The following is a 12,734-nucleotide window of genomic DNA, read 5'->3' on the forward strand; positions in this document are numbered from 1 at the left end:
CGAAACCCAGTTGACCGGGAAAGCCCGGGTATACTCTTTAACCCATATTTGGGTTATCATAGCGGCCTAATTTTAACCCTAACTCAAGATCCAAGTTCGAGGTGTCCTATTTTTCGCCGTATTAGTCAATTCTGTAAGCAGCTTTTTGACGACAATCAAAACACCACAGAAACCACACAAGCGGGACTAAGCCTAGAGATAGTTGCACGCAAACACCATGCAATCTCTCGTAAGCAAATTAGCGAAAACGCTATTAAGGTACTCTATCGTCTGCACAAGTCTGGCTATAAAGCCTACCTGGTGGGTGGTGGTGTGCGTGACATCCTCCTCGGTCTCGAGCCAAAGGATTTCGATGTGGTCACCAATGCCACACCGGAAGAGATTAAAAAGCTGTTTCGCAACTGTCGCCTGGTCGGGCGCAGATTCCGCCTGGCCCACATCGTCTTTGGTCGCGATGTTATCGAAGTTGCCACACTGCGTGGCCACCATGTTGACAGTGGCGAGAAGATCTCTAAGGTCAATGCTGAAGGGCGCCTATTGCGCGACAACGTCTATGGCACCATAGATGAAGACGCCGAGCGCCGCGATTTTACCGTCAACGCCCTCTACTATGACATCAGCGACTTCTCCATCCACAGCTATGGCGGCGGTTTGCAAGATCTCGAGTCTCGCACCCTGCGCCTGATTGGCGATCCGCAAAAACGCTACCGTGAAGACCCTGTGCGCATGCTGCGCGCCGTGCGCTTCGCCACGAAGCTGGGGATGAACATAGATAAGGCCGCGAGTGAGCCAATCTATGAACTGGCGCCGCTGCTTCAAGATATTCCCGCCGCCCGTATGTATGAAGAGGTGCTTAAACTCTTCTTTAACGGTCAGGCAGAAAACAACCTAGCCATGATGCGCGACTTTGGCTTGTTCGCCCCCCTCTTCCCGCTGGTCGATAACCTGTTAGAGGAAGATCCTAAGGGACCGGTTAATAAACTGGTCAAGGCGATCATGCGCAACACAGATGAGCGCGTCCAGGCTGACAAGTCGGTCACTCCGGCCTTCTTCTATGCCGCCATGCTTTGGTATCCCCTGAGCCAAAGAGCCGATGATATCGCGCTGGAAAGTGGCCTAACCCAATATGATGCCTTCTACGCTGCAATGGGTGACGTGATGGAGCAGCAATGCCGCACCATCAGTATTCCCCGCCGATTCAGCACACCGGCAAAAGATATCTGGCAGCTGCAACTGAGATTCGACCGTAACCAGGGCACCCGCGCCTTTAAGTTTATCGAGCATCCTAAGTTCCGCGCCGCCTATGATCTGCTGCTACTCAGAGCAGAAGCCGAAGGTGGCAATGTCGCCAAATCCGCCGCCTGGTGGAAGAGCTTTGTCGAAGGTAACGAAGAGCAGCGAAGCGTGATTGCCCGCAGTGTCAATAAAGGCAGCCGCAACCGCAATAATCGCCGTCGTCGCAGCCCAAAGAAAGCACCTAAAGCCGAATAATGCTCACTGTCTACGTCGCACTGGGGGCCAATATCGCGGCCCCAAAAGACCAATTGGATCAAGCCTGTCAGGCACTGAAATCCCTGGCAAGCGACGGACAGGTGAGCGTCTCTCCCTATTACCAAAGTGCCCCTATGGGTGATGTGCCGCAGCCGGACTACCTCAATGGGGTGGCTCGCTTTCAGACTATGCTCGCACCATTGGCGCTACTCGATGCTTTACAAGCCATCGAAAACGAACAGGGCAGAGTGCGGCAAGTGCGTTGGGGAGCGAGAACTTTAGATCTGGATCTGCTGCTCTATGGTGACTGGCAGCTGGATATTCCCCGTCTTAAGGTGCCGCACTACGGCATGAAGAGTCGCAGCTTCGTGCTGATCCCTCTGTATGATCTGTCTCCTGATCTGATCCTTCCTTGTGGTACCCCGCTAGCATCACTCATCAGCCCCGAACTTAAGAGCCAAGTTCAACAACTCGCCCTGGATCATTGAACTTAGGCGCCAGTTAGCTTATAAAGCACACTACTGTAGAGTCTGTTGACCTTTACTGTTTTGTTTTCCAGCATTTTGTAGACGATTTATACCAGGCAGAGCCTGTGTAATGTAGTTATTCTACATAGACGGGCGATAGCACCGTAGAAATGGACTGCAAAAGCTGCCCTAAGGGTTCATCTAAACACGCCTTGTCCTGCGTTGCGTGCTATTTGCATAGAAAAACTATGCGGCACAGCACGCGCCTTGAGCAAAACGCTTTTAGATTGAACAAAAATTAAACCTGAAAGGTAAACAGACCCTAGGCCGAATCCTTTTCTAAATCAAAGTTAAGACCAGCATTATGTCCAAAATAACCAGCTCTACCCTGCTGAAGTTCAAGCAGGAAGGTAAGAAGTTCACTGCACTCACCGCCTATGACGCCAGCTTCGGCGGCGCCTTCGACAGCGAAGGGATAGACGTCCTCCTCGTGGGCGACTCGTTAGGCATGGTGTTGCAGGGTCATGACGACACCCTGCCGGTCACCATTGAAGATATTGCCTATCACACCCGCTGCGTGCGCCGCGGTATCAAGCGCTCTCTGTTGATCGCCGATATGCCGTTTATGAGCTATGCTACGCCAGAGCAGGCGATGAACAACGCCACAGTGCTCATGCAATCAGGCGCCAACATGGTCAAATTAGAGGGCGGCCACTGGCTACTTGAGACTGTAACCAAGCTGACCGAACGCGGCATTCCCGTCTGTGCCCACTTAGGACTCACACCTCAGTCTGTACATGTTTTTGGTGGCTTTAAGGTTCAGGGGCGAGATGCCGACAACGCCCAGCGCATTATCGATGAAGCTAAGGCTATCGAGGCGGCAGGTGCTCAGTTACTGGTGGTCGAATGTATCCCGGCTGCACTGGCGAAAAGCATCACTGAAGCACTAACGATTCCGGTTATCGGTATTGGCGCGGGCGCTGACACCGACGGTCAGATCCTGGTCATGCACGACGTATTAGGGATCTCCAGCGGCTATATTCCTCGTTTCTCGAAAAACTATCTGGCTCAAACCGGCGAGATCCGCAGCGCGATTCGCGCCTATATCGAAGAAGTCGACAAGGGGATCTTCCCCGCTGCCGAGCATACTTTTAGCTAAATTAAGGTAGCAGTAACATGTACACCACCCAAGATATCGCCGAGATACGCAGTAAGGTGCGTCAGTGGAAAAGAGCTGGCGAGACAGTGGCTTTTGTGCCCACCATGGGCAACCTGCATCAGGGGCACATCACCCTGGTCACGGAGGCGCTAAAACAGGCCGATCACGTGGTGGTCTCTATCTTCGTTAATCCGATGCAATTTGGGCAAAACGAAGATCTGGACGCCTATCCACGTACTTTAGCCGCCGATCAAGCTGCTCTCGAAGCTGCCGGTGCCGAGCTGCTGTTTACGCCAACGCCGGCCATCATCTACCCCAAGGGAATGGATCAGCAGACCTTTGTTGAGGTACCAGGGCTATCGGATGAACTATGTGGTGCCAGTCGTCCGGGTCATTTTCGCGGCGTCACCACCATAGTCTGTAAGCTATTTAATATCGTCCAACCTGACGTGGCGCTATTTGGTAAGAAAGATTTTCAGCAGCTCATGGTGATCAAGGCCATGGTAGAAGATCTTTCCCTGCCTATCGAGATCATTGGCGTCGATACCATCAGGGAAGACTCAGGTTTGGCGATGAGTTCGCGCAACGGCTACCTCAGTGAAGAGCAGAAACAGCAAGCGGCTCAGCTAAAGCGCACCTTGGATGAGATGGCCAAGGCGATCACGGCTGGTCAAGCTATCCCTAATGTAGTGCAGCGCGCTCAGGAGCAACTGCACCAGGCTGGATTCAAACCTGATTATCTGTCGGTGCGTAACGCCGCTAACCTGCAAGCCGTCGGTGATGATGACAAGCAGTTAGTGATCTTAGCCGCTGCCTTCATGGGTAGCACGCGATTGATCGATAACCTCTGTTTTCAGCGATAAGCGTTAACCTTAACGGCTTCATTTTAGCTCTCTAAGATGAAGCCGATTTTGGCCCTCATCTCTTTTTTACCTCGCCTCTCCCCCCATCTCTGCACCAAATCGCGGCAACTTACACGCAAATATCCTTCTTAACTCATTGGCTGCGCACCAAATCGGCTCACAACCCTGGCCATTATTTGCGAAAAATTTGGAAAATAAATTACGTATATGAGGAAAGCTCAAAAAAGTGACCCTGATCCAGATCACCTGCATTTCATTTACATAAGATTCAGATAGATTACCACTTATCGAACCTAATACACTGAAAGCAAGTGGTAATACCTATTTACCAAGAATTCAACTTCTCCACATAGGAGTTACAAGGTGACATGGGTCACAGTGACCCAAGAGCGTCACCGAAACGATTAGCTTCTAAACTGAAATTATCAGATCAGATTTTTCCACTTTCGAGACCTAATTAGAGTAATTACTCTTTAAAATACCTGTTTTTTGGCTAATAAACCTATTCTTAGTTCCTAAAAGTTATAACTGACCTCGCCGCCTAGTGACCTGCGTCACATTTCTAGTTTAAGGCGTCAGACTAAGTTCACACACATCTAACTCCATCTCACATAATCAGCACATAATGATCTAGATCATATTTGCATTTGATGAATTAGCGTTTATTACGCATCAAGGATAAACCGATTCCATTTAGGAATAGCTTTCCCCCAACACACTATGCTGCATCGGACGAGTCAGCATCGACAAATTAAAACTACCAAGTGACGACAGTAAGAGGCAATCATGACCCTACTTCAACTACTCGCCAGTTTGACGCCTGTAATCAGCGTTATGCTATTTTTGGTGCTACTCAAGATGCCTGCATCGCGCGCCATGCCCATCTCAATGGTAATGACCGGCCTTGCCGCCGTCTTTATCTGGCAAATGGATACCACCATACTCGGTGCCTCCGTGGTTGAAGGGCTACTCTCCGCCCTCACCCCACTCAGCATCATCTTCGGTGCTGTATTCCTGCTTAATACCCTGAAATACTCAGGGGCCATGGATACTATCCGCGCAGGATTTACCAATATCAGTGCTGATGCCCGCGTTCAGGTGATCATTATCTGTTGGTTGTTTGGTTCATTTATTGAAGGCAGTGCCGGTTTCGGTACCCCTGCAGCCATCGGCGCGCCATTATTGGTTCTCCTAGGCGTACCGCCTATCGCCGCCGCCGTGGTTGCCCTTATCGCCGACTCCACCAGTGTTTCCTTTGGCGCCATCGGTCTACCAGTCCTCTTCGGTATGGAGCAGGGTCTGATGCAAGGCGGTGTGAGCATGGCTGCCGAGCAGATCGCTCAGCATGGTACAAGTTTCGCTGACTATGCGCAGTTTATTGCACTGCACATGATCACTATCGACTTGATCACAGGTTCTCTAATCCCGCTTGTACTGGTTGCAGTACTGACAGGCTTCTTCGGTCGTAACAAGTCCTTCAAAGAAGGTCTGGCTATCTGGAAGTTTGCCCTGTTCGCCGGTCTTGCCTTTACTGTACCAGCATGGTTGATCAACTTCTTCGCCGGTCCTGAGTTCCCATCTGTAATTGGTGCGCTTGTCGGTATGGCCATTGTGATCCCAGTAGCTCGTAAAGGTCTGCTACTTCCTGAGACACCTTGGAACGATTTCGCTGAAAATGATAACCAAGAAGGCAAAGCTAAGATTGAGACAAAGGCACAATTCTCTCAGGTTGCCGCTTGGACTCCGTATATCATCATGGCAGGTCTGCTAGTACTGTCACGTACCGTTGCACCGCTTAAGTCTTGGTTGACCAGCTTTAACATCAGCTGGACTAACCTGCTGGGCACCGAACTGAAAGCCGGTTTCGCGACCTTGTACGCCCCGGGCGCCTTCTTTGTGCTAGTGTGTATACTGGGTTTCGTGCTCTTTAAGATGAAGTCACCAGCCATCAAAGAGTCAATCACTGTCTCTTGCAAGTCAATGCTACCGACTATCATCTCTCTAGGCGCTTCAGTGCCTATGGTTAAGATCTTCCTAAACTCAGGGACTAACGAAGCGGGTCTACAGTCTATGCCGGTAGCTCTGGCTGACATGCTTGCAGGCTCTATGGGTGCTATATGGGCCTGGATGTCACCTATCGTAGGTATCTTCGGTGCCTTCCTATCAGGTTCTGCAACCTTCTCTAACATGATGTTCTCGGGTCTACAATATAGTGTTGCCGACAACATCGGCATGAACCACGCGTTAGTCCTAGCCCTTCAGGGTATAGGTGCCAACGCGGGTAACATGATGTGTGTGATGAACGTAGTTGCTGCCGCTACCGTAGTGGGTATGGCAGGCCGTGAATCAGAAATTATCCGTAAAACAATGCCAGTCGCTCTGGGTTATGCCTTGATTGCAGGTACTATCGCCAGCCTATGGGGCGGCCTATAACAGATAACTCGAGAAAGGCGGAAGTGATGACCCCGCCTTTCTGTGGGTCAACTAAAAGAGTAATGTTATGTCGATTAATTATTCAGCAGTAGTCGCAGATTTACGCGCAAAACTCGGTAATGAAGCAGTAACAGACGATGCAGTGCGTCGTTTTGCCTGGTCAACAGATGCCAGTTATTTCCGTATCGTCCCTGAGGTAGTGGTACACGCCGAAACCTTAGAGGATGCCAAAAGCACCCTAGAAGTGGCACGTGCCCACAATGCCCCAGTCACCTTCCGCGCAGCCGGTACCAGTTTGTCTGGTCAGGCGATTGGCGAAGGGATTTTATTGATCCTGGGCCATGATGGTTTTAGAAAGATCGCCGTTAGCGATGATCACAACCAAATCTCATTAGGCGCGGCAGTCATTGGCAGCGACGCCAACTTGGTGCTTAAGCCCTTCAACAAAAAGATTGGTCCCGACCCAGCGACTCTGGCATCAGCCATGGTTGGCGGTATCGTTTCTAACAACGCCTCAGGCATGTGCTGCGGCACGGCCCAGAACAGCTATCAGACCATCGCCTCGGCTAAGCTACTGTTTGCCGACGGTACCCGTCTAGATACTGGCTGTGAGCGTTCTAAGGCGGCATTTAAAGAGTCGCATCAGGAGCTACTTACCGAGCTGACCGAACTGGCGAAACTCACCAGCAGCAACCCTGTGCTGGCCGATCGTATTCGTAAAAAATACTCTATCAAGAACACCACAGGCTACAGCATTAATGCCCTGGTGGATTTTGAAGACCCATTTGAGTTGATCAACCACCTGATCGTCGGCGCTGAAGGCACCCTGGCCTTCGTCGAAGAAGTAACCTATAACACGGTCGATGAGGCTAAGTTCAAGGCTTCTGCCATGGCGGTATTCTTCAACATGGAAGATGCGGCCCGTGCCATCCCACCAATCAAATCTGACAGCGTCGCCGCTGCCGAGCTACTGGACTGGGCATCGATTAAAGCCGTAACCGGTAAGAAAGGGATGCCTGATTGGTTGAGCGAGCTACCTGAAGGCTCTGCGATCCTGCTTATCGAATCCCGTGCTAACGATGAAGCCACTCTGGACGTATACACCCAAGATGTGATCGCCAAACTGGCTCATATCGAAACTGAGCGTCCTATCACCTTTAGCCGTGACCCAGAGGTTTACAGCAAGTACTGGGCAATGCGCTCAGGCCTGTTCCCGATCATTGGTGGTGAGCGTCCTAAAGGCACCTCGGTTATCATCGAAGATGTGGCCTTTGAGCTAGAACACTTGGCCAATGCCGCGACCGATCTTACCGAGCTATTCCACAAGCACGGCTACCCTGAAGGGGTGATTTACGGTCACGCATTAGCGGGTAACTTCCACTTTATCATCACACCGACCTTCGCCTCACAGGAAGATATCGACCGCTTCCACGCCTTTATGCAAGATGTGGCAGAGATGGTGATCAACAAGTACGACGGCTCAATGAAGGCCGAGCACGGCACAGGCCGCGCGGTAGCACCTTTCGTCGAAATGGAATGGGGCGCCGATGCCTATACCCTGATGAAGCGCATCAAGCAGATCTTCGATCCACAAGGCCTGCTTAACCCTGGGGTGATTCTCAACGATGATGCTAACGTGCACGTTAAGAACATCAAGCCTTGCCCTGTGGTCGATGACTTTGTAGACAGATGTATTGAGTGTGGTTTCTGTGAAAAGACCTGCCCGACCTCTGCGCTCAACTTCACTCCACGTCAGCGTATCGCAACTTTACGTGAAATCGCCCGTCTCGACGCCTCTGGCGACAAGCAAGCCGCAGAAGAGATGCGCGCTGCCGCCAAGTATGATGTGGTCGACACCTGCGCGGCCTGTCAGCTGTGTACTATCGCCTGTCCGGTAGACAACAGCATGGGTAATCTGGTACGTAAGCTACGTACACCTTATATCACTACCACTGAGCAGAAAGTACTGGATTTCCAAGCCAAACATTTTGGCGCGGTAAACCAGGTGATCAGCACAGGTTTCAATATACTCAACATCATCCATAAGGTCACCGGCGACAGCGTCACCAACGGTCTGATGAAAGTGGGCCGCATGGTGTCTAAAGAGGTGCCTTACTGGAATCCTGATTTCGCTAAAGGCGCTAACCTGCCTACGCCATCGCCAATATCTCCAGACAAAGAAACCGTGGTCTACTTCCCAGCATGTGGCGGTCGAACTTTCGGTCCAACACCACTAGACCCAGACAATCGCACCCTACCCGATGTCGTGGTTACCTTACTTGAACGTGCAGGCTATAATGTGGTGACCCCTGACAATACCCGTCATCTGTGCTGTGGCCAGATGTGGGAATCTAAGGGTGACTTTAAAAATGCCGATGCTAAGCGCGATGAGCTAATCGATGCCCTAAGTGCACTAAGTGAAAACGGCAAGGTACCCGTTGTGGTCGATGCCCTCTCTTGTACTTACCGCACCCTGACAGGTAACCCTAAGGTGGAAATCACCGACTTGGTCGAGTTTATGCACGATAAGATCTTGCCTAAACTGACCTTCACCAAGAAGGTTAATGTCGCGCTGCACTTTGGTTGTAGTGCCCGTAAGATGAAGCTTGAGCCTAAGATGCAAGCTTTAGCCGATGCCTGTAGTGCAGGCGTTAAGCTACCTGAAGGCATCGAGTGTTGTGGTTATGCGGGTGAGAAAGGCCTGTACAAGCCTGAGATGAACGCCAGCGCGCTGCGCAACATCAAGAAACTGATCCCTGCGGACATCAAGGAAGGCTATTACGCTAACCGTATGTGTGAAGTGGGTCTATCACATCACAGCGGTATCTCCTATCGCCACCTAGCCTACCTCCTAGAGGAGTGTAGCCGATAGGTTAGTCGCAACCGATTTAAGGTTTAGATAACCCACCCAAGCAAACTCCGCGGTGTGACATCAGCTCACATCGCGGTTTTTTTATCTTTACCCCACGACAAAACAAACGAAGATCCCACACGTCATGCAAAATACTGGTGTTAATCCGTGACTTGCGCCATAGTATTAGCAAGTCATATAGCGCGATACCCAAGTAGCCGACCCGCCTAAGTATTGCCAAACCTGATAAATGAAATAAGGAATAGAGTGGTTACGACGACATTTCACCTCAGGTTGATACCGTCCGACGCAGATAGAGGAATTATCGCCCCATGGGAAAACTGCTCCTAGCCATCGCACTTCTGTTGCTTCCCGGCCTGAGCCAAGCCAACGGCATCTATAAGTGCATCAAGGGCGAAAAGATCGTCTTTAGTCAGACCTCCTGTCCCAAAGATTTCAAACAGCACCATATCGAGTATCAACTGGGGATCACCACGGAAACCGATAGTGATCAAAAAGCGGAAAAGCTCGATCCCCTGCAGACCTTATTAAACAAGCGCACTCTTACCCAAGAAAAATTACTGCAGCTAATCGACGCCGAAATATACCGGCTCAAACAGGAAAACAGCTATTATGAGATCCTAAGGGCCAGTGAAAAACAGAAGCTGGATCGTAAACGCTATTGGCAAAAACAGGCTAAGAATGACCCAGAGTTTCTTGCCAAGCTCGAGGAGATGAACCTTTACTTCGATGGCTTGATTCAACTCAATCTCGATGCCATGGCCACCTTGGAACAGCACAAACAGCGCATCGCAAATGAGGAAGCTGAAGAGCCGGCGTTAGAGGCAAGTAGCAAACAAGGTGAGCAAAACTAACCAAAGACCAAGAGGAAGGCCATGAACAAAACCCGGTTGAGCTTGCTTATTATCGGCCTGCTGCTCGTGGGGTTATATCTGCGCCAACAGATCATTAGCCCTGCCAGTACCTCTAGGGAACCCAATATTGAAAGCTTCGTCGATCATGCCCAATATCTCACCACCCAAAGTGAGGTGATCGCACCGCTGCTGTGCGCTAAGCTGGCCACCGACATGGGATATGAGATAGATCAGCAACAGATTAATCAAGATCTGCATCAGGCGCTGGCCGCCTACGATGATGGCCAAGACGCTCCCCTGTATCTATTTATCTATATCAAGGGTTATGCCTTTGGCTTAGCCCATGGTATAGAAGATAAGCCCGGCGCCTATTATCACCTGGGCTGCCAGCAGAAGCATCCCGACATAGAGCCGGAGGAGGCGCCAACGCGCATCTGATGATCCACTTTCCCCTATTACTCAAGGTCAGCGGCGACAAACAGCTGTTGCTTATCGATAACCAGAATGACTTGCAGCGTGAAAGCGCCCATCTGCCTAAAGATGCCCTGCTTATTATCGACTGTCAGGGCGCAGCCTATCACTGCCAAGCGGGCGAGTTTATCCCCTTGGTGGAGCCTATTTCGTTAGCCCAGCTTATCGACTGGGTCAGTGAGTACGCCTGCCAAAACGGTCACTTCTGCAGCGCTAAAATCGGCGCCAAGTCGGTTAGCCAGTTGTTTGAGATAGTGCGCTATCTCGACGACCAATGAGGCGACAACCAAGCGGTCTCCCCCTCACACACACAATCCATCCACAAAAAAGCCCCAATTTCATGGGGCTTTTTATTGAATATATCTGGCTATATAGGGTTAGGTTCTCAGGCCTATGCCACGGCTGATCAGGTAGTAAGCCACCAGCCAGAGACCCACGCAGAAGCCCACCATGATCGCCACCGACAGCGAGATACTGATATCGGCATAGCCAAGGAAGCCGTAGCGGAACACGTTGATCATATAGACCACTGGGTTCAGCTGAGATACCCCTTGCCAGAAGTCAGGCAACAGGGTCAGCGAATAGAAGACGCCACCTAAGTAGGTCAGCGGCGTCAACACAAAGGTCGGCACTATGCTGATATCATCATAACTCTTGGCAAACACCGCATTAATCAGGCCGCCCAGGGCGAACAAGATAGCGGTCAGCAGCACAGTCAAGGCCACCAGCCCCGCATGGTGCAGACTGATATCAACGAAGAACATGGCCACCAGAGTGACTATGGTGCCGACACACAGGCCTCTTGCCACGCCGCCGCCCACATACCCGGCAATCATCACATAATGTGGTACCGGCGCGACAATTAGCTCCTCCAGATTGCGCTGGAACTTAGCACTGAAAAAGGAGGACGCCACGTTGGAGTAGGAGGCGGTGATCACCGACATCATGATAAGCCCAGGCGCGATAAACTCCATATAACTCACGCCGCCCATCTCGCCGATACGCTTCCCCACCAGGTTACCGAAGATCAGGAAGTAGAGCGTCATAGAGATAGCTGGCGGTACCAAGGTCTGTACCCAGATACGGGTGAAACGGGTCACCTCTTTGATCAATATGCTCTTAAAGGCGGTAAAATAGACATGCTTCATATTCATGCTCGAGCTCATACTTTGGCACCTCCCTTACCTTGCTCAACCAACTCCACAAACAGCTCCTCTAATCGATTGGCCTTGTTGCGCATCGACAACACCTCGATCCCCTGCTCGGTGAGCTGGGCGAATACGCTATTGATGCTGTGGGCCTTCTCCACATCCACCTCGAGTGTGTGTGGGTCGCTCAGGCGGCAGTTGATCCCCTTAAGCGATGGCGGCTCGCTGATATCGGCACTGAGGTCAAACACAAAGGTTTCCATGTTCAGGCGGCTGAGCAAAGACTTCATGCTGGTACACTCCACCAACTCGCCCTTGTCGATAATGCCTATGTTACGACACAGCATCTCGGCCTCTTCCAGATAATGGGTGGTCAAGATGATGGTCACTCCCTTGCGGTTAAGCTCGGTTAAAAAGGTCCACATGGAGCGTCTCAGCTCAATGTCCACCCCGGCGGTGGGCTCATCGAGGATCAGTAACTTAGGTTCATGCATCAGGGCGCGGGCAATCATCAAGCGGCGCTTCATACCGCCTGAAAGCGCACGGGCCGGGCTGTTACGCTTATCCCACAGGTCCAGCTGACTCAGGTACTTCTCGGCGCGCTCGAAAGCCTGCTCGCGGGAGACACCAAAATAACCGGCCTGATTGACCACTATCTGCTGCACCGTCTCAAACTGGTTAAAGTTGAACTCCTGAGGCACCAGACCGATAGACATCTTGGCAAGCTCAAGTTGGGTGTCGATATCATGCTCGAACACCTTAACCTTGCCAGAACTCTTCTGCACCAGGGAGCAGATCACCCCTATGGTAGTGGATTTGCCGGCGCCGTTAGGCCCTAGCAGGGCAAAGAAATCCCCCGCCTCAACCTTAAGGCTAATCCCTTTTACCGCTTCGACACCGCCCTTGTAGGTCTTCCTAAGCGAGTCAATCACTAAAGCATATGGCTCTTGGGTCATTAGTTACTTCCGTTCTTTTG

Annotated in this window: 11 protein-coding genes; 9 read left to right on the top strand and 2 right to left on the bottom strand. The window is 51.2% G+C overall.

Features of this window, described 5'->3' with window-relative positions; all coding sequences use genetic code 11:
- The first annotated feature begins 48 nt into the window (after window positions 1–48).
- The 9 genes from pcnB (at window position 49) to CFF01_RS15790 (ending at window position 10,888) form a co-directional block, all read left to right on the top strand.
- A complete protein-coding gene (gene pcnB, locus CFF01_RS15750) occupies window positions 49–1,491 on the top strand; it encodes a polynucleotide adenylyltransferase PcnB (RefSeq protein WP_052125460.1) in 1,443 nt (480 codons plus the stop codon).
- Entirely contained in the window at window positions 1,491–1,979 is a 489-nt protein-coding gene (gene folK, locus CFF01_RS15755) for a 2-amino-4-hydroxy-6-hydroxymethyldihydropteridine diphosphokinase (RefSeq protein ID WP_088905430.1), read from the top strand. Before pcnB ends, folK begins: the two co-directional genes overlap by 1 nt.
- A 343-nt stretch (window positions 1,980–2,322) precedes the next feature.
- Window positions 2,323–3,117, top strand: a complete 795-nt coding sequence (panB, locus tag CFF01_RS15760) for a 3-methyl-2-oxobutanoate hydroxymethyltransferase (RefSeq protein WP_088905431.1) — start codon at window positions 2,323–2,325, stop codon at window positions 3,115–3,117.
- 17 nt (window positions 3,118–3,134) lie between these two features.
- Window positions 3,135–3,980: a pantoate--beta-alanine ligase gene (gene panC, locus CFF01_RS15765; RefSeq protein ID WP_088905432.1), complete on the top strand. Its 846-nt coding sequence runs from the start codon at window positions 3,135–3,137 to the stop codon at window positions 3,978–3,980.
- A gap of 786 nt (window positions 3,981–4,766) precedes the next feature.
- Entirely contained in the window at window positions 4,767–6,413 is a 1,647-nt protein-coding gene (locus CFF01_RS15770) for an L-lactate permease (protein WP_088905433.1), read from the top strand.
- A gap of 67 nt (window positions 6,414–6,480) precedes the next feature.
- The gene (locus CFF01_RS15775) at window positions 6,481–9,285 is read left to right on the top strand and encodes an FAD-binding and (Fe-S)-binding domain-containing protein (protein ID WP_088905434.1); all 2,805 of its coding nucleotides are present in this window, start codon (window positions 6,481–6,483) and stop codon (window positions 9,283–9,285) included.
- 311 nt (window positions 9,286–9,596) lie between these two features.
- Complete coding sequence (locus tag CFF01_RS15780; RefSeq protein ID WP_088905435.1) at window positions 9,597–10,139, top strand: hypothetical protein; 543 nt, start codon at window positions 9,597–9,599, stop codon at window positions 10,137–10,139.
- A gap of 21 nt (window positions 10,140–10,160) precedes the next feature.
- Window positions 10,161–10,577, top strand: a complete 417-nt coding sequence (locus tag CFF01_RS15785; RefSeq protein ID WP_088905436.1) for a hypothetical protein — start codon at window positions 10,161–10,163, stop codon at window positions 10,575–10,577.
- Window positions 10,577–10,888, top strand: coding sequence for a DUF4144 family protein (locus CFF01_RS15790; RefSeq protein ID WP_088905437.1), 312 nt, complete (start codon window positions 10,577–10,579; stop codon window positions 10,886–10,888). Before CFF01_RS15785 ends, CFF01_RS15790 begins: the two co-directional genes overlap by 1 nt.
- 99 nt (window positions 10,889–10,987) lie before the next feature.
- Here CFF01_RS15790 and CFF01_RS15795 read toward each other — a convergent pair whose 3' ends face one another.
- On the bottom strand, window positions 10,988–11,758 hold the full coding sequence (locus tag CFF01_RS15795) for an ABC transporter permease (RefSeq protein WP_033538003.1): 771 nt from the start codon (window positions 11,756–11,758) through the stop codon (window positions 10,988–10,990).
- A 14-nt stretch (window positions 11,759–11,772) separates the two neighbouring features.
- A complete protein-coding gene (locus CFF01_RS15800; RefSeq protein ID WP_033537837.1) occupies window positions 11,773–12,714 on the bottom strand; it encodes an ABC transporter ATP-binding protein in 942 nt (313 codons plus the stop codon).
- Between the last annotated feature and the right edge of the window lie 20 nt (window positions 12,715–12,734).

The sequence above is a fragment of the Shewanella marisflavi genome (assembly GCF_002215585.1).
Taxonomy (GTDB): Bacteria; Pseudomonadota; Gammaproteobacteria; order Enterobacterales; family Shewanellaceae; genus Shewanella; species Shewanella marisflavi.

Bases quoted from the DNA above. Each gene is read 5' to 3' on its own strand.
- CFF01_RS15800 (WP_033537837.1), bottom strand. From the start codon at position 12,714: ATGACCCAAGAGCCATATGCTTTAGTGATTGACTCGCTTAGGAAGACC.
- CFF01_RS15770 (WP_088905433.1), top strand. From the start codon at position 4,767: ATGACCCTACTTCAACTACTCGCCAGTTTGACGCCTGTAATCAGCGTT.
- panC (WP_088905432.1), top strand. From the start codon at position 3,135: ATGTACACCACCCAAGATATCGCCGAGATACGCAGTAAGGTGCGTCAG.
- CFF01_RS15780 (WP_088905435.1), top strand. From the start codon at position 9,597: ATGGGAAAACTGCTCCTAGCCATCGCACTTCTGTTGCTTCCCGGCCTG.
- CFF01_RS15795 (WP_033538003.1), bottom strand. From the start codon at position 11,758: ATGAAGCATGTCTATTTTACCGCCTTTAAGAGCATATTGATCAAAGAG.
- folK (WP_088905430.1), top strand. From the start codon at position 1,491: ATGCTCACTGTCTACGTCGCACTGGGGGCCAATATCGCGGCCCCAAAA.
- CFF01_RS15785 (WP_088905436.1), top strand. From the start codon at position 10,161: ATGAACAAAACCCGGTTGAGCTTGCTTATTATCGGCCTGCTGCTCGTG.
- CFF01_RS15775 (WP_088905434.1), top strand. From the start codon at position 6,481: ATGTCGATTAATTATTCAGCAGTAGTCGCAGATTTACGCGCAAAACTC.
- CFF01_RS15790 (WP_088905437.1), top strand. From the start codon at position 10,577: ATGATCCACTTTCCCCTATTACTCAAGGTCAGCGGCGACAAACAGCTG.
- panB (WP_088905431.1), top strand. From the start codon at position 2,323: ATGTCCAAAATAACCAGCTCTACCCTGCTGAAGTTCAAGCAGGAAGGT.